We start from the raw sequence: 16,020 nt of genomic DNA on the forward strand, positions 1-16,020 counted from the left end.
GATGCGCGCGATCGTCCGCGCGGCGCGGTCGCAGGACCTGGAGCCGCTCTACGAGATGGCCAAGCTCACCGGTGGCGGCTTCACCAACCTGCCCGCGGATCGCGATGCGCTGGCCGAGCGGCTGGCCGCGTCCGACGCGGCCTATGCGCGCGACGAGGATGCGCTCGGCGACGATCTCTATCTGCTGATGCTGGAGGATCTGGAATCCGGCCGCATCGCGGGCACCGCGCAGATCATCACGCGCACCGGTCAGCGTGGCTCCTTCCATTCCTATCGCAGGACGACGCTGACCCAGCACAGCGCCGCCTTCGGCCGCAGCTTCAAGGCCGAGATGCTGGTGATGACCAACGATCTGGAGGGCTGCAGCGAAGTGGGCGGGCTGTTCCTCCACCCGCGCTTCCGCGCGGGCGGGCTCGGGCTGCTGCTCGCGCGCAGCCGCTATCTGTTCATCAAGCTCCACCGTGCGCGCTTCGCCGACAAGTTGATCGCCGAGCTGCGCGGCGTGATCGACGAGGGCGGCGGATCGCCCTTCTGGGACGGGGTCGGCGGGCGTTTCTTCCAGATGAGCTTTCGCGAGGCGGACGATTACAATGCCCGCCACGGCAACCAGCATCTCGCCGATCTGATGCCGCGCCACCCGATCTATCTGGCGATGCTCTCCGAAATGGCGCGCGGCGTGATCGGCGTGCCGCACGCGACCGGGCGCGCGGCGATGCGGATGCTGGAGGCCGAGGGCTTTGCCGACGAGGGCTATCTCGATATCTTCGAAGGCGGGCCGACGATGACGGCGATGGTCGATCGGCTGCGCACGGTGCGCGAGGCGCGCGAGGCCGAAATCGCGTCGGTCGGCGAAGGCGGCGGGATCCGCTCGATCGTCGCGGCGGGGCGCCTATGCGAGTTTCGCGCCGCCTTCGCCTTGCTCGTCGAGACCGCGGCCGGGCTCGAGATAGACGGGCAGGCGGCCGAGGCGCTGGCGCTGCGCCCCGGGCGGGAGGTGCTGCATGTCGCGCGGTAACGAGCTGGACCGCGAAGCGGCGGCAATGCGGCTCGAAGCGCTCGCCGCCGAGATCGGGCACCACAATCGGCTCTATCACGATTCCGACGCGCCCGAGATTTCGGACGCCGATTATGACGCGCTGATCCGCGAGATTCTCGCGCTGGAGATGCGCTTCCCCGATCTCGTCCGCGCCGATTCGCCCAATGTCCAGGTCGGCGCCGAGCCGACCTCGGCGCTCGGCAAGATCCGTCACGCCATGCGGATGATGAGCCTCGACAATGGCTTTGCCGATGCCGACATCGCCGAGTTCATCACGCGCGTGCGCCGCTATCTGGCGCTGCCCGAGGAGACCGTGCTGGCGCTGACCGCCGAGCCCAAGATCGACGGCCTGTCCTGCTCGCTGCGCTACGAGAAGGGCGTGCTCGTCCAGGCGGCGACGCGCGGCGACGGCACGACCGGCGAGGACGTGACGCCCAATGTCCGCACGATCGGCGACATCGCGCAGACGCTGATCGGCGACGACGTGCCCGACATCTTCGAGGTGCGCGGCGAGATCTATATGGCGAAGGCGGACTTCGCCGGGCTCAACGCGCGATTGCTGGCCGAGGCCGGCGATCCCGAGAAGGCGCGGCAGTTCGCCAACCCGCGCAATGCGGCCGCCGGATCGCTGCGGCAGAAGGATGCGTCGGTCACCGCCAGCCGGCCGCTGCGCTTCCTCGCGCATGGCTGGGGCGAGACGAGCGCGCTGCCCGCGGAGACGCAGACCGGCGTCATGCGCGCGATCGAGCGCTGGGGCCTGCCCGTCTCGGAGCTGCTGACCTGCGTCGACACGCTCGATGCGCTCGTCGGCCATTACCGGATGATCGAGGCGGTCCGCGCCGATCTGCCGTTCGATATCGACGGGGTCGTCTACAAGGTCGATCGGCTCGACTGGCAGCAACGCCTGGGCTCGGTCGCCAAATCGCCGCGCTGGGCGATCGCGCACAAATTCCCGGCCGAACGCGCGCAGACGACGCTGGAAGCGATCGACATCCAGGTCGGGCGCACCGGCAAATTGACGCCCGTCGGCCGGCTCGTGCCCGTCACCGTCGGCGGCGTCGTCGTCTCGAACGTGACCTTGCACAATGCCGACGAGATCGCGCGGCTCGGCGTGCGCCCCGGCGACCGGATCGTTGTCCAGCGCGCCGGCGACGTCATCCCGCAGGTCGTCGAGAATCTGACCCGCGACGAGCCGCGCGATCCGTTCGTCTATCCCGATCATTGCCCGGTCTGCGGATCGGAAGCGGTGCGCGAGGAAGGTGAGGTCGATATACGCTGCACGGGTGGGCTGGTCTGCGCGGCGCAGCGTTTCGAACGGATGCGCCATTTCGTCAGCCGCGGCGCGCTCGACATCGAGGGGCTCGGCGAGAAGACGATCCAGGAATTCCTCGATCTCGGCTGGATCCGCGAACCCGCCGACATCTTCCGGCTGGAGGCGCACCGCGCCGATCTGCTCGGGCGCGAGGGCTGGAAGGAGAAGTCGGTCGACAATCTCCTCGCCGCGATCGAGGCGAAACGCCGGCCGGATGCGGCGCGGCTGCTGTTCGGGCTCGGCATCCGCCATACGGGCGTGGTGACCGCGCGCGATCTGCTCAAGCGTTACACGACCCTGCCCGCGCTCCAGGATCTGGCCGATCGGATCATCGCATTGCGCGACGGCTTCCAGCGCGGGCTGGGCGAGGAGGATGGTCGCTTCCGCAATCGGCTCGACAAGGCGATCGCGGAGACGATCGGCGTCGAAAATGTCGGTGCGGCGGTCGGCCATGCGCTCGCCGACTTTTTCCATGAAGAGCATAACCGGCAGGTGTGGCAGGATCTGCTCGAGCAGGTCTCCCCGCCCGATTTCGTCGTCGAGACGCGCGCGAGCGACGTTTCGGGCAAGACGATCGTCTTCACCGGCAAGCTGGAGACGATGAGCCGCGACGAGGCCAAGGCGCAGGCCGAGCGGCTCGGCGCCAAGACCGCGGGTTCGGTTTCGGCCAAGACCGATCTCGTCGTGGCCGGTCCGGGTGCCGGATCGAAATTGAAAACGGCGGCCGGTCTCGGCATCGCCGTGATCGACGAGGCCGGATGGGCGGAAATCGTGAAAAACGCCGACGCCTGACGCGCTTGCGCGCGGCCCGCGCTCCGGTCACAACGCGGCATGCACGACGCGCAACCGCGTAAGATCCCACTGATGCCCCTGGCCGGTCTGGGCATCGTCCTGGTGGCGGGGCTGATCGCGATGCTCATCGCCAATGGCGTGTCGTCGAGCAATCGCTGGATCGATCATTCGGTACAGGTGCAGACCCGGATCATCGAGCTGGGCGAGCGGCTAGCGACGCATGACGGCGCGCTGCGCGGCTTCCTGATCTCGAAGGAGCCGCAGATGGCGGAGGAGCTGCGCGACAGCCGCGACGACATCGTCCTGCGCCTGCGCGAGCTGCGCGAGAAGGTGGACGACAATGATATGCAGCGCCGTGAGCTGGATGCCGCGATCCCGCTGATCCGGCAGCGGCTGCTCTACGGTGAACGGCTCGCCGCGCAGCGCCGTCGCGTGCCGCTCGATCAGATCAACCTGAGCGCCAATCAGCCGAGCGGGATTCCGCTGATCCTCGCCATCCGCCAGCATCTCGGGCGTCTGTTCGCGACCGAAGCCGGGCTGCTGGCGCAGCGCCAGCGACAGGCGCAGCAGCGCACGACCCTGCTGTCGATCGGGCTGGCGGCGACGGTCTTCTTCGTGGTCGTCGTCGCCTATCTGACGGTGACCGAGGCGCGGTCGCGCTCGGAATCGATCGAGGCCGCGCATCGCGAGGCGCGCGCCGCCGTGCTGGCCGCCCGCGCCGAGATGCAGGCGCGCGAGCAGGTCGAGGAGCAATTGCGCCAGATCCAGAAGATGGAATCGATCGGCCAGCTGACCGGCGGGATCGCGCACGATTTCAACAATATGCTCGCGGTGGTGATCGGCAGCCTCGATATGGCGCGGCGCAGGCTGGAAGATCCCGAGCGGCTCCAGCGCAGCCTGGCGAGCGCGATGGAGGGCGCGGGCCGCGCCGCCTCGCTGGTGAGCCGGCTGCTCGCTTATTCGCGGCGCCAGTCGCTGGCGCCCGCGGCGGTCGATCCGAACCGGCTCGTTGGCGAAATGTCCAACCTGCTCGGGCGCACGCTGGGCGAGGGCATCGAGGTGGAGACGGAGCTCGCGCCCGATATCTGGCCGACCTTCGTCGATCCGCTCCAGCTCGAGAATGCGATCGTCAATCTCGCGGTCAACGGCCGCGATGCGCTGGGCGGGCGCGGCCGGATGACGATCCGCACGGCGAACGCGACGCTGGACGAGGATTATATCCGCACGCACCCGGATGTCGTCGCGGGCGATTATGTGATGATCATGGTGCGCGATTTCGGCACCGGCATGTCGCCCGACGTGCAGGCCCGCGCGTTCGATCCCTTCTTCACCACCAAGGGCGTCGGCAAGGGCACCGGGCTCGGCCTCAGCCAGGTGTTCGGCTTCGTCAAGCAATCGGGCGGCCATATCGGGATCGAGAGCGAGGAGGGCGCGGGGACCACGATCCGGCTGTTCCTGCCCCGCCATGCCGAGGCGGAGGCGGCGGTCGCGCCCTATGAGCCGGTTCCGCTCGGCGCGCCGACGCTCAGCGACGGCGGCGAGCGGATCCTGTTGGTGGAGGATGACGATCGGGTCCGCCAATTCTCGCTCGATGCGGTGCGCGACCTCGGCTATCCGGCGGTGGCGGCGGCCGATGCGTCGGCCGCGCTCGCGCTGATCGATCGATCGCCGGGCTTTGCGGTATTGTTCACCGATGTCGTCATGCCGGGCATGAGCGGTACCGAGCTGGCGGCGATCGTGCGCGCGAAATGGCCCGAGATCCGAATCCTCTACACGACCGGCTATGCGCATGAGGCGATCGCGCGCGATCGCCTGCTGGAGCCGGGCGCGGAGGTGCTGCTCAAGCCCTTCACGGTCGCGCAGCTGGCGCAGAAGCTGCGCGACGTGCTCGATCCGGTGCATGTTCAGCCGGCGTCCAGCGACGTCGCGTCATGACGCTGCGGGAGCGGCCACGACGATCGGCCGCCTGAAGGAGACCAGATGCTTCGTTTCGCCCCGATCGCGCTCGCCGCGATTTTGCCCGTCGCCGCGGCGCAGGCCCAGGATGCCGCCCCCGGCTCCACTCTGCACGGCACCCGCCTCGATATCGCCGCAACGGGCGAGGTGACGCGCGCGCCCGACGTGGCGACGATCAGCGCCGGCGTCGTCACCCAGTCCGGCACCGCGTCGAAGGCGATGGCCGACAATGCCCAGCGCATGACCGCGACGATCGCGGCGCTGCGGAAGGCCGGCGTCGCCGATCGCGACATCCGCACCGCGTCGCTGCGCCTGTCGCCGCAATATCGCTATCAGGACAATCAGCCGCCCGTGCTGACCGGCTATCAGGCCAGCAACCAGGTCAGCGTGCGCTTCCGCGAGATCGCGCACGCCGGCTCGATCCTCGATGCGCTCGTCGCCGCCGGCGCGAACCAGATCGACGGGCCGAGCTTCACGGTCGACAAGCCCGAGCCGGCGCTCGACGAAGCGCGCACCCAGGCGCTGGCGACCGCCAAGGCGCGCGCCGAACTCTATGCGCGCGCCGCCGGGCTGCACGTGAAGCGGATCGTCCGCATCGGCGAATCCGGCGGGGCCGAGCCCCCGATCCGGCCGATGATGATGATGGCCCGCGCCAAGGGCGATTCGACGCCCGTCGAGCCCGGCGAGGAAACGCTGAGCATCACGCTGCAGGTCACGTTCGAGCTGGAGTGACGCGGCGGCGCCGGTCACCGGATCGAAAGCCTTGTGCGCGCATCAGGTGACGAAGCCCTTATGCGCGCCTATCTGAGGCTTGCCCCATGACCAACCGTTTCGATCATCTGCCCGCGCGGCGCGCCATCATCGATCGGCGCGCCATCGCCGATGCGCTCGACGCGCTGCAGGCCGCGGACACGCTCGCGCTGCGGCTCGCGGCGACGCCGGTGCTGCGCGCGGCGCTGGCGGCGGGGCGCGACGAGATTGCGCGCCGGCTGACCGAGAGCCCCAGCGCCGGCAACGAGATCGCCGCGTCCTATGCGTTCCTGACCGATCAGATCCTGCGGCTCGTCTTCGATTTCACGACGCAGCGCCTCTACCCGCTCAGCAATCCCTCGGCCGGCGAACGGCTGACCTTGGCCGCGGTCGGCGGCTACGGGCGCGGCGAGATGGCGCTCCATTCGGACATCGACATCGCCTTCCTGACGCCGTGGAAACAGGCCGCCTGGGCCGAGCAGGTCATCGAATCGATGCTCTACACGCTCTGGGATCTGGGGCTGAAGGTCGGCCATAGCAGCCGCTCGCTCGACGAGATGGTGCGCATGGCGAATAGCGATCTCACGATCCGCACTGCCTTGCTGGAGGCGCGCTATGTGTGGGGCGATCAGCCGCTCTACGACGAGGCGGCGCGGCGCTTCGACACGCAGGTCGTCGCGGGCACCGCGCGCGCCTTCGTCGCCGAGAAGCTCGGCGAGCGCAATGCGCGCCACGAGCGGATGGGCGACAGCCGCTATGTCGTCGAGCCCAATCTGAAAGAGGGCAAAGGCGGCCTGCGCGATCTCCACGCGCTCTTCTGGATCGGCAAATATGCCTATCAGGTGCGGGACGTCGGCGATCTCGTCGAGCGCGGCCTGTTCACCGCGCAGGAACTCAAGCGCTTCCGCAAGGCCGAGAATTTCCTGTGGGCAGTGCGCTGCCACCTCCACGTCCTCTCGCGCCGCGCCGAGGACCGGCTGACCTTCGATGTCCAGTCCGAGATCGCGCGGCGGATGCGCTACGCCGATCGGCCGGGCAAGTCGGCGGTCGAGCGCTTCATGCAGCATTATTTCCTGATCGCGAAGGAAGTCGGCGATCTGACCGCGATCTTCCTCGCGCATCTCGACGAGACGTTTGCCGCCAAGGGCCGGCGCTTCGGCATCACGCTGACCGGCCGCAAGCCCCGCAAGCTGGAAGGCTTCGTGCTCGATCGCGGCCGCCTCGCCGCACCGAGCGACGGCTTCTTCGCCGAGGATCCGGTGCGCCTGCTGCAGATGTTCGCGCTGGCCGATCTGCACGCGCTGGAGATCCACCCGCTCACGCTGCGCATGGCCGGGCGCGACGCGAAGATGATCGATGCGCGCGTGCGCGCCGATCCCGAGGCGAATCGCCATTTCATGCACGTCTTGGCCTCGAAGCGCGATCCCGAGCGCGTGCTGCGGACGATGAACGAGGCGGGCATCTTCGGCCGCTTCGTGCCCGATTTCGGCCGCGTCGTCGCGCAGATGCAGTTCGACATGTACCACCATTATACGGTGGACGAGCATACGCTGCGCGCGATCGGCCTGCTCTCGCGCATCGAGCGCGGGCTACTCGAGGATCAGCATCCGGGTGCCGCCAAGATCCTCGAGCAGGTCGTCTGCCGGCGCGCGGTCTATGTCGCGGTGCTCCTGCACGATATCGCCAAGGGGCGCGGCGGCGACCATTCGGTGCTGGGTGCCGATGTCGCGCGCAAATTGTGCCCGCGCTTCGGCATGACGCCCGCCGAGACCGAGACGGTCGCCTGGCTGGTCGAGCAGCATCTCCTGATGTCCGCGGTCGCGTTCAAGCGCGACCTTTCGGACTTCAAGACGATCCTCGATTTCGCCGAGCGCGTGCAGAGCCCCGAGCGGCTGCGCCAGTTGTTGCTGCTGACGACGGTCGACATTCGCGCGGTCGGCCCCGGCGTCTGGAACGACTGGAAGCGCCAGCTGCTCGGCACGTTGTTTGCGGGTGCCGAGGAGGTGCTGCGCCTCGGCCACCAGCAGCGCGGCCGCATCGAGCGGATCAATCTCAAGCAGGACGAGCTGGGCGCGCAGCTCGGCTGGGGCCGGGCGCTGTTCGACGTCTATCGCAAGCGTTTCCCGGACAGCTATTGGGTCGCCGAGGGCGGCGACATTCTCGCGCGCAACGCCCGCCTGATCGCCGCCGCCGATGCGGCGGAACAGCCGCTCTCGATCGAGACGCAGCCCGATGCCTCGCGCGGCGCGACGCTCGTGACGATCTACGCGGCCGATCATCCGGGCCTGTTCTACCGGATCGCGGGCGCGATCCATCTCGCCGGCGCCAGCATTATCGACGCGCGCATCCACACGACGCGCGACGGCATGGCGATCGACAATCTTCTCGTGCAGGATCCGTTCGGTAAGCCGTTCGACGATCCGATGCGGCTGCGCCGGCTGGAGACCGCGATCGAGGATGCGCTCGCCAATCGCAGCCAGCTCGCCGCCAAGCTCGCGACCAAGCCCTCGCACCGGACGCGCGCCGACGCGTTCGTCGTCGCACCCAACGTGCTGATCGATAACAAGGCCTCGAATCGCTACACGGTGGTCGAGGTCAACGCGCATGACCGGCCGGCTCTGCTCCACGCGCTGGCGCATGCTCTGTTCCAGGCGAAGGTCACGATCCGCTCGGCGCATGTCGCGACCTACGGCACGCGCGCGGTCGATACGTTCTATCTGACCGATCTGATCGGCGACAAGATCGACGGCGCGGCGCGGCTGCGCACGCTGGAGCGGCTGCTGCTGGCGGCGGCGGGCGGCAAGCCGATCGAGGAAGAGGCGCCGCGCCCGAAGGAGAAGGCGAAGGTTTCGGCCTGAAGCCGACTCCGGGACCCCGTTCGTCCTGAGCGTAGTCGAAGGACGTGCTCCAGGCGGCGTCCCGTGTCACGTGCTTCGATTTCGCTCAGCACGAACGGGTCGAGTGGCCTACCGCCCCTGCATGTCCCGCGCTTCGGACGGGATCCGCACCGTCAGGCTCCCTAGCCCCTCCTCCAGCCAGATCTGGCACGCGAGCCGGCTCGTGCGCGTCACATGCGCGGCGAGATCGAGCAGGTCGTCCTCATCCTCGCTGGCGCGCGGCAGGCGCGCGAAATCGGCGGGGTCGACGATGACGTGGCAGGTGGAGCAGGCCATCTGCCCCTCGCACGTCCCCTCCAGCGGCTGGCCGTCCGCCTGCGCCACTTCGAGCAGGCGCGCGCCCGGCGCGGCCTCGATGGTGCGGACATCCGCGCCATCGGCCGAGACGAAGGTGACCGTCACGCTCATGCCCATTCTTTCTGCCGCTCGGCGGCGGCGAGGATCGCGGACAGCGCCCGATCCAGCTCCTCTACCGTCGTATAGCGGCCGAAGCCGAGACGGATCGAGGATTTCGCCTGCGCTGGCGTCAGGCCGATCGCTTCCAGCACATGGCTGGGCCGGCCCGATCCGCTCGCGCAGGCCGAGCCGGCGGAGAAGGCGACGTCGCGCACTTCGGCCATCAGTCGGCCGACGTCGAGACCGTCGTTCCGGACGTTGAGATTGCCGGGATAGCGCCGGTCGACGCCGCCGTTCACGGTCCATCCGGCAAAAGCGGCACGCGCTCGATCGAACAGGCGCGCGACATGACCGGCATCGGCCTCGGTGCGCGCGCTCATCAGCTGCGCCGCGACGCCGAAGCCGACACAGAGCGCGGGCGCGAGCGTGCCCGAACGCTGGCCCAGTTCCTGCCCGCCGCCGTGGAGCAAGGGCGCGGGGGCGACGCCATCGCGCAGCCACAGCGCGCCGATGCCCTTGGGGCCGTGGATCTTGTGTGCCGAGAGCGCGATCATGTCGCAGGCCTCGACCGGCAACGGCACGCGGCCATAGCCCTGCACCGCATCGCACAGCATCAGCGCGCCGGCGTCGCGCGCCATCGCGCCGAGCGCGGCGATCGGCTGGATCGTGCCGATCTCGTTGTTGACGAGCATCGCCGCGACGAGCGCGGTGCGACCGTCGATCGCGGCGCGCGCGGCGTCGAGGTCGACGATGCCCGCCGCCGAGACGGGGAGGACGATCACCTCATGGCCCTGCGTCGCCAGCCAAGCGACCGTGTCGAGCACCGCGGCATGCTCGATCGCGGTGGTGACGATGCGCGGGCGGGTGGCGCGCAGCGGCGCGGCGATGCCCTTGATCGCCCAGTTGAGCGCCTCGGTCGCGCCGCTCGTGAAGACCAGGCGACCGCCCGGCCCGAACGGCGCGGCCACCCGATCGCGCGCGAGCTCGACCGCGGCGCGTGCCTCGCGCCCCATCCGGTGGGGCGAGTGCGGATTGCCGAACGCGGCTTCCATCAGCGGCAGCATCGCCGCGCGCGCTTGCGGGGCAAGCGGCGTCGTCGCCTGATAATCGAGGTAGATCATGCCGCCTGCGCGCTCACTCCGCGCGCCATCTCCGCCCAGGCCTTGGCGAAGGCGCGCACCTCGGGCTCGGTCGTCGTCCGGCCGAAGCTGACCCGGATCACCTCGCGCGCGGCCTGTTCGCTCAGCGCCATCGCGGCGAGGACGTGGCTCGCATGGAGCGACCCCGACGAGCAGGCGCTGCCCGCCGAGACCGCGAAGCCCGCCATGTCGAGCCGGATCAATTGCGCCTCGGTGCTCAGGCCGGGCAGGCGATAGGCGGCGATCGTGGGGATGCGCGAGCTGTCCGCGCCGATCACCTCGCCGCCGAGCCGCACGACCATGTCGTCCAGATGGCCGCGCCACTCGGCCTGCGCCCCGACCCACGGAGCGGTGCCGTCGCTCGCGCCCTCAAGTGCGGCGGCGAAACCCAGGATCGCGGGGAGGTTCTCGGTGCCGGCGCGATAGCCTTTCTCCTGTCCCTGCCCGAGCGGGGCGAGCAGGCCGATGTCGCGCACCAGCAAAGCGCCGATGCCGGGCGGGCCACTCAGTTTGTGCGCTGAGACGGCGATCAGGTCGGCATCGGGCAGAGGCAGCTTGCCCGCGGTCTGCGCGCAATCGACGAAGAGGATGCCGCCGGCCTCCGCAACGTCACTCGCGATCCGCTCGATCGGCTGCAGGATGCCCGTCTCGTTATTCGCATGCTGGACGGCGACGATCGCGCCGTCCGGAAGCCCCGCAAGCTGGACGATGCCGTCCGCACCGATCGGCAGGAGCGTCGCGTCGGCGCCCGAGCGCAGCACGGCGCTGTGCTCGACCGCGCTGACGAATACCGGGCGGGGGATTGCGTGCCGCGTCAGCGCGATCGCCGCGCTCTCGGTCGCGCCGCTCGTGAAGATCAGCTCGTGCTGCCAGCCGAGTGCCGCCTTGATCCGCGCGCGCGCCTCTTCCAGCGCAGCCCGCGCGGCGCGGCCCTCGCGATGCGGGGAGGAAGGGTTCGCCCAGCGGCCCAGCGCGTCCGCCATCGCCTCGCGCGCGGCCGGCAGCATCGGCGTCGTGGCGGCATGGTCCAGATAGATGCGGGGTGCCGACAGAAAGGGTCTCCACTCGCTTGTGATTGCGCGTCTTCGCGCGGTCCTTATATAGGCGCACGATCGGCCCTGCCCTAGCGGCGGCGGCGCGCCACGCCAATCGCCACAGGAAACACCTTGCCAGAAGTCATTTTCCCCGGCCCCGAGGGGCGTCTCGAAGGCCGCTTCAATCCGGGGCCGCGCCCGCGCGCGCCCGTCGCGATGATCCTCCACCCGCATCCGCAGGCGGGGGGCACGATGAACAACCGCATCGTCCAGGCCTGCTACCAGACCTTCGTGAAGCGCGGTTTCGCGACCCTGCGCTTCAATTTCCGCGGCGTCGGCAAGAGCCAGGGCGTGTTCGACAACGGCATCGGCGAACTCTCCGATGCGGCGAGCGCGCTCGACTGGGTCCAGTCGATCCACCCCGAGGCGCAGACGACCTGGATCGCGGGCTTCTCGTTCGGCGCGTGGATCGGCATGCAGCTGCTGATGCGCCGCCCGGAGATCAAGGGCTTCATCTCGATCGCGCCGCCGGCCAATCTCTACGACTTCACCTTCCTGGCGCCGTGCCCGTCCTCGGGCATCATCATCCAGGGCGAGGCCGACGAGGTGGCGACTCCGCTCGCGACGCAGAAGCTGGTCGATAAGCTCCGCACCCAGCGCCACATCACGATCCACCACGATACGATCCCCGGCGCGAACCATTTCTTCGAACATGAAATGCCGCAGCTGATGACCTCGGTGGACGATTATCTGGACATGCGCCTGAAGGGATGAGGGGTGATAGGGATGGCCGTCACCCCGGACTTGTTCCGGGGTCCACCCCGCTATCTACCCAGCGGTTCGAGGCCGAGCGCGACTGCGAGGTCGTCCCAATGGGGATTGTCGCGTTCGATCAGGTTCTTCTTCCAGTCGCGCACCCATTTCTTGACGCGCTTTTCGTGTGCGATCGCGTCGATCATGGTTGGTACCGTGTCGAACCAGACCAGCCGGTTGATCCGATGGCGCTTCGTGAAGCTGTCGAATGTGCCGGCACGGTGCTGGACGATACGGGCAAGCAGGTTGGACGTGACGCCGACGTACAATGTACCGTTGAAGCCGCTTGCGAGAATATAGACGCAGGGTTGCCGCTCCCTCATGCCGCCGAGCTTGCCGTCCGGTGGATGCCGGAACAAGTCCGGCATGACGATTGCACTCGGCAAACCTGATGCATATACATCATGCTGATGCTCGCCCCCCGATCGACCTGCGCCTGCACCGCGCTCCGCAAGGCAAGCCGCGCGATCTCGCGCGCCTATGACGAGGCGCTGGTCGGCGAGGGGATCACGACCAATCAATTCTCGCTGCTCCGCACACTGGCGCGCCACGGCGCGACGCCGCTCAGCCGCCTCGCCGATCGGATGGTGATGGAGCGGACTTCGCTCTACCGGATGCTGGCACCGCTCGAGACGCGCGGGCTCGTCTCGGTCGCCGAGGGCCCCGGCAAGGCGCGGATAGCCGACCTGACCGATGCGGGCCGTGCGGCGCTCGCGTCCGCCGACGATGCCTGGTCGGCGGCGCAGGCGCGCTTCGTCGGTGCGCTCGGCGCGGCCGAGTGGACGCAATTGGAAGCTTTGCTGACCCGCGCGACGCGCATTGCCGAGGAGATCGCCGCATGAGCGCCATTGCCCGCAGCCTGCCTCTGTCGGCGCGGCAGCGGATCATCGCCGTCGTCGCCGTCACGTTCGTCGCCTTGCTCGTCTCGGCGGGCTCGCGCGCGGCGCCGGGCGTGTTGATGGTCCCGCTGCAGACGACGTTCGGCTGGGATCGCGCGACCGTCTCCGCCTCGGCCGCGATCGGCATCGTCCTCTATGGGCTCGTCGGCCCGTTCGCGGCGGCGCTGATGCAGACGGTCGGCATCCGCCGGACGATGATCGCCGGCCTGGCGCTGATGTCGGTCGCCACTTTCCTCAGCCTCTGGATGACCAAGCCCTGGCATTATGTGCTCACCTGGGGGGTGATGTCGGGGATCGGATCGGGCGCGGTCGCCTCGGTGATGGGGGCCGCCGTCGTCAATCGCTGGTTCGCGACGCGGCAGGGGCTGATCATGGGGCTGCTGAGCGCCAGCACCGCGACGGGCGCCCTGATCTTCCTGCCCTTCATCGCCTGGCTGTCGCGCGAAGGGGCGTGGCAGCCGGTGGCGATGTCGGTCAGCATCGCCACCGCCGCATTGATCCCGTTCGTGATCCTGTTCATGCCCGAACATCCCGGCGATGTCGGCACGCGCCGCTTCGGCGAGAGCGCGGCGGACACGCAGGCCCCCGTGCGCCGCGCGACCGATCCCTGGCTCGCGATCCGGACCCTGTTCATGGCGGCGCGGCAGCCGGTCTTCTGGCTGCTCGCGGGCACCTTCTTCGTCTGCGGGCTGACGACCAACGGGCTCGTCGGCACGCACATGATCGCCTTTTGCGGCGATCACGGCATCGCCCCCGTGCAGGCGGCGGGCCTGCTGTCGCTGATGGGGCTGTTCGATCTGTTCGGGACGACCGCCTCGGGCTGGCTGACCGACCGCTACGATCCGCGCCGGCTGCTCTTCGTTTATTATGGCCTGCGCGGGCTTTCGCTGATGGCGCTGCCCTTCCTCGATTTCGGCGCGGGCAGCCTCACCGTGTTCGCGATCTTCTACGGGCTCGACTGGATCGCGACCGTGCCGCCGACGGTCAAGCTCACCAACCTCGCCTTCGGCGAGCGCGATGCGCCGATCGTGTTCGGCTGGGTGATGGTCGGCCACCAATTAGGCGCGGCGACCGCCGCCTTCGGCGCGGGGCTGATTCGGCAGGAAACGGGGAGCTATTTGCCCGCGTTCCTGGCGGCGGGCGTGATCGGGGTGATCGCCTCGCTGGTGGTGCTGGTCGGGCGCGTCGATAAGGCGCCGCAGCTGGCTGCAGCCTGATCCTCCCTGCGCGAAGCGCGGGGAGGGGGACCATGCGCAGCATGATGGAGGGGCAGATCCCGAACGTGCCGCATTTCCCCTCCACCAGCTTCGCTGGTCCCCCTCCCCATCTGTGATGGGGAGGATTGAGCGACGGCTCTTGCCGCTTTGCCTCGCCCGGCCCTACATCAGCCGCGATGACCTCCGTCCCCGAACTCGGCCAGCGCGCGCGCGATGTCTTCCGGATGGTCGTGGAAGGCTATCTCGAGAGCGGCGATCCGGTCGGCTCGCGGACGATCTCGCGCTTCGGCGGGCTCAATCTCTCGCCCGCCTCGATCCGCAACGTCATGCAGGATCTCGAGGAACTGGGCCTGCTCGCAGCCCCCCACGCCTCGGCCGGGCGGATGCCGACCGAAACGGGGCTGCGGCTGTTCGTCGACGGCATGATGCAGACGACGACCCTCTCCGACGAGGAGCGCGCCGCGATCGAGGGCCAGACGCGGAGCGGCCCGCTCGAGGAGAAGCTCGCCCAGACGAGCCAGATCCTTTCGGGCCTTTCCGCCTGCGCGGGCATCGTGCTCGTGCCGCGCGTCGAGCCCGTGCTCAAGCAGTTCGCCTTTTTGCCGCTCGCCCCGGGCCGCGCGGTCGCGGTGCTCGTCGGCGCGGACGGCTCGGTCGAGAATCGCGTGATGGAGCTGCCGCTCGACGTGCCGCCGCACGCTTTGGCCGAGGCCGCCAATTATATGAGCGCGATGCTCGGCGGGCTGACGCTCGCGCAGGCGCAGGTCCATCTCGACGACGAGATCGCGATGGGGCGATCGGCGCTCGATGCGGCGGCGCAGGATCTCGTCGCGCGCGGGCTCGCCGTCTGGTCGCAGGACAATAGCCGCCGCCCGGTGATGATCGTGCGCGGTGCGGCCAATTTGATCGATCCGGCAGCCGCCGCCGATCTGGAGCGCGTTCGGCAATTGCTCGACGAGATCGAGGGCAAGGAGGAGATCGCCCGGCTGCTCGACAGCGCGCGCGGGGCGCGGGCGATGAAGATCTTCATCGGATCCGAGAACAAGCTGTTCGCACTTTCGGGCTCGTCCGTGATAGCGGCGCCTTATCATGGGACGGACGGCCGCGTCGTCGGCGTGGTCGGCGTGATCGGCCCGACGCGGTTGAACTATGCGCGAGTCGTTCCCATGGTGGATTTCACCGCCCGAACATTGACGAGATTGATGGCATGACCGACGAAAATACGGCTTCTGAAGACTTGCGCGCCGAAACCGCCGAGCAGGCGCCCGAAGTGGCCGAACATGATCTGACGCAGAAGCTGGAAGCCGAGATCGAGGAGCTTCGCAGCAAGGTCCTCTACGCGCAGGCCGAGACGCAGAATGTCCGCCGCCGGATGGAGAAGGACGCGCAGGACGCGCGCGCTTATGCCGCGACCGCTTTCGCGCGCGACATGCTGTCCGTGTCCGACAATCTCGCCCGCGCGCTCCAGTCGATCCCGGCCGCCGTGCGCGAGGACGAGACGCTGAAGGCGGTCGTCACCGGCATCGACATGACCGGCAAGGAGCTGGAGAATGTCTTCCAGCGCCACGGCATCGTGAAGATCGAGGCGGTCGGCCAGAAGCTCGATCCGAACAAGCATCAGGCGATGATCGAGCTGCCGAGCGAGTCCGAGCCCGGCACGATCGTCCAGGAAATGCAGGCCGGCTACATGATCAAGGATCGCCTGCTGCGCCCGGCCATGGTGGGCGTCGCGAAAGCCGGTTAAGCACCCTCGACCGGCGCAGGGGCGCGCCGGGAGGG

14 protein-coding genes are annotated in these 16,020 nt (G+C 68.9%); 10 read left to right on the forward strand and 4 right to left on the reverse strand.

What is annotated here, in order from left to right:
* Position 1: 1 nt before the first annotated feature.
* From Q4F19_RS15340 to Q4F19_RS15360, 5 genes are all read left to right on the forward strand, one after another.
* Positions 2 to 1,015, forward strand: a complete 1,014-nt coding sequence (locus tag Q4F19_RS15340) for an arginine N-succinyltransferase (protein WP_303544153.1) — start codon at positions 2 to 4, stop codon at positions 1,013 to 1,015.
* On the forward strand, positions 1,002 to 3,140 hold the full coding sequence (gene ligA / locus Q4F19_RS15345; protein WP_303544156.1) for an NAD-dependent DNA ligase LigA: 2,139 nt from the start codon (positions 1,002 to 1,004) through the stop codon (positions 3,138 to 3,140). The genes Q4F19_RS15340 and ligA overlap by 14 nt, the downstream gene beginning before the upstream one ends.
* A gap of 72 nt (positions 3,141 to 3,212) precedes the next feature.
* Complete coding sequence (locus Q4F19_RS15350; protein WP_303544158.1) at positions 3,213 to 5,075, forward strand: ATP-binding protein; 1,863 nt, start codon at positions 3,213 to 3,215, stop codon at positions 5,073 to 5,075.
* Between the two features lie 45 nt (positions 5,076 to 5,120).
* Complete coding sequence (locus tag Q4F19_RS15355; RefSeq protein WP_303544160.1) at positions 5,121 to 5,828, forward strand: SIMPL domain-containing protein; 708 nt, start codon at positions 5,121 to 5,123, stop codon at positions 5,826 to 5,828.
* A gap of 86 nt (positions 5,829 to 5,914) precedes the next feature.
* On the forward strand, positions 5,915 to 8,704 hold the full coding sequence (locus tag Q4F19_RS15360; protein WP_303544163.1) for a [protein-PII] uridylyltransferase: 2,790 nt from the start codon (positions 5,915 to 5,917) through the stop codon (positions 8,702 to 8,704).
* A 108-nt stretch (positions 8,705 to 8,812) separates the two neighbouring features.
* Here the strand turns inward: Q4F19_RS15360 and Q4F19_RS15365 are convergent, their stop codons facing one another.
* The 3 genes from Q4F19_RS15365 to Q4F19_RS15375 are packed head-to-tail and all read right to left on the reverse strand — an operon-like array spanning position 8,813 to position 11,330.
* Positions 8,813 to 9,157: a 2Fe-2S iron-sulfur cluster-binding protein gene (locus tag Q4F19_RS15365; RefSeq protein WP_303544165.1), complete on the reverse strand. Its 345-nt coding sequence runs from the start codon at positions 9,155 to 9,157 to the stop codon at positions 8,813 to 8,815.
* A complete protein-coding gene (locus Q4F19_RS15370) occupies positions 9,148 to 10,260 on the reverse strand; it encodes a cysteine desulfurase family protein (protein ID WP_303544168.1) in 1,113 nt (370 codons plus the stop codon). The genes Q4F19_RS15365 and Q4F19_RS15370 overlap by 10 nt, the downstream gene beginning before the upstream one ends.
* Positions 10,257 to 11,330: a cysteine desulfurase family protein gene (locus Q4F19_RS15375; protein ID WP_303544428.1), complete on the reverse strand. Its 1,074-nt coding sequence runs from the start codon at positions 11,328 to 11,330 to the stop codon at positions 10,257 to 10,259. The genes Q4F19_RS15370 and Q4F19_RS15375 overlap by 4 nt, the downstream gene beginning before the upstream one ends.
* A gap of 114 nt (positions 11,331 to 11,444) precedes the next feature.
* On the opposite strand from Q4F19_RS15375, the gene Q4F19_RS15380 reads away from it, so the two are divergent.
* Positions 11,445 to 12,086: an alpha/beta hydrolase gene (locus tag Q4F19_RS15380; protein WP_303544171.1), complete on the forward strand. Its 642-nt coding sequence runs from the start codon at positions 11,445 to 11,447 to the stop codon at positions 12,084 to 12,086.
* A 50-nt stretch (positions 12,087 to 12,136) separates the two neighbouring features.
* Here the strand turns inward: Q4F19_RS15380 and Q4F19_RS15385 are convergent, their stop codons facing one another.
* The gene (locus Q4F19_RS15385) at positions 12,137 to 12,493 is read right to left on the reverse strand and encodes a GIY-YIG nuclease family protein (RefSeq protein WP_303544174.1); all 357 of its coding nucleotides are present in this window, start codon (positions 12,491 to 12,493) and stop codon (positions 12,137 to 12,139) included.
* A 36-nt stretch (positions 12,494 to 12,529) separates the two neighbouring features.
* Here Q4F19_RS15385 and Q4F19_RS15390 point away from each other — a divergent pair, with 36 nt between their 5' ends.
* The 4 genes from Q4F19_RS15390 (at position 12,530) to grpE (ending at position 15,985) form a co-directional block, all read left to right on the forward strand.
* Entirely contained in the window at positions 12,530 to 12,967 is a 438-nt protein-coding gene (locus tag Q4F19_RS15390; RefSeq protein ID WP_303544177.1) for a MarR family winged helix-turn-helix transcriptional regulator, read from the forward strand.
* A complete protein-coding gene (locus tag Q4F19_RS15395; RefSeq protein ID WP_303544180.1) occupies positions 12,964 to 14,241 on the forward strand; it encodes an MFS transporter in 1,278 nt (425 codons plus the stop codon). The genes Q4F19_RS15390 and Q4F19_RS15395 overlap by 4 nt, the downstream gene beginning before the upstream one ends.
* Positions 14,242 to 14,417: 176 nt before the next feature.
* Positions 14,418 to 15,452, forward strand: coding sequence for a heat-inducible transcriptional repressor HrcA (hrcA, locus tag Q4F19_RS15400; RefSeq protein ID WP_303544183.1), 1,035 nt, complete (start codon positions 14,418 to 14,420; stop codon positions 15,450 to 15,452).
* Complete coding sequence (grpE, locus tag Q4F19_RS15405; protein WP_303544184.1) at positions 15,449 to 15,985, forward strand: nucleotide exchange factor GrpE; 537 nt, start codon at positions 15,449 to 15,451, stop codon at positions 15,983 to 15,985. Before hrcA ends, grpE begins: the two co-directional genes overlap by 4 nt.
* Positions 15,986 to 16,020 lie beyond the last annotated feature (35 nt).

The organism is Sphingomonas natans, from assembly GCF_030546695.1.
GTDB lineage: Bacteria > Pseudomonadota > Alphaproteobacteria > Sphingomonadales > Sphingomonadaceae > Sphingomonas_I > Sphingomonas_I natans.

Excerpts from the sequence above, each read along its gene's own strand:
- Q4F19_RS15340 (WP_303544153.1), top strand. The coding sequence starts at position 2 with ATGCGCGCGATCGTCCGCGCGGCGCGGTCGCAGGACCTGGAGCCGCTC.
- ligA (WP_303544156.1), top strand. The coding sequence starts at position 1,002 with ATGTCGCGCGGTAACGAGCTGGACCGCGAAGCGGCGGCAATGCGGCTC.
- Q4F19_RS15350 (WP_303544158.1), top strand. The coding sequence starts at position 3,213 with ATGCCCCTGGCCGGTCTGGGCATCGTCCTGGTGGCGGGGCTGATCGCG.
- Q4F19_RS15355 (WP_303544160.1), top strand. The coding sequence starts at position 5,121 with ATGCTTCGTTTCGCCCCGATCGCGCTCGCCGCGATTTTGCCCGTCGCC.
- Q4F19_RS15360 (WP_303544163.1), top strand. The coding sequence starts at position 5,915 with ATGACCAACCGTTTCGATCATCTGCCCGCGCGGCGCGCCATCATCGAT.
- Q4F19_RS15365 (WP_303544165.1), bottom strand. The coding sequence starts at position 9,157 with ATGGGCATGAGCGTGACGGTCACCTTCGTCTCGGCCGATGGCGCGGAT.
- Q4F19_RS15370 (WP_303544168.1), bottom strand. The coding sequence starts at position 10,260 with ATGATCTACCTCGATTATCAGGCGACGACGCCGCTTGCCCCGCAAGCG.
- Q4F19_RS15385 (WP_303544174.1), bottom strand. The coding sequence starts at position 12,493 with ATGCCGGACTTGTTCCGGCATCCACCGGACGGCAAGCTCGGCGGCATG.
- Q4F19_RS15390 (WP_303544177.1), top strand. The coding sequence starts at position 12,530 with ATGCTGATGCTCGCCCCCCGATCGACCTGCGCCTGCACCGCGCTCCGC.
- Q4F19_RS15395 (WP_303544180.1), top strand. The coding sequence starts at position 12,964 with ATGAGCGCCATTGCCCGCAGCCTGCCTCTGTCGGCGCGGCAGCGGATC.
- hrcA (WP_303544183.1), top strand. The coding sequence starts at position 14,418 with ATGACCTCCGTCCCCGAACTCGGCCAGCGCGCGCGCGATGTCTTCCGG.
- grpE (WP_303544184.1), top strand. The coding sequence starts at position 15,449 with ATGACCGACGAAAATACGGCTTCTGAAGACTTGCGCGCCGAAACCGCC.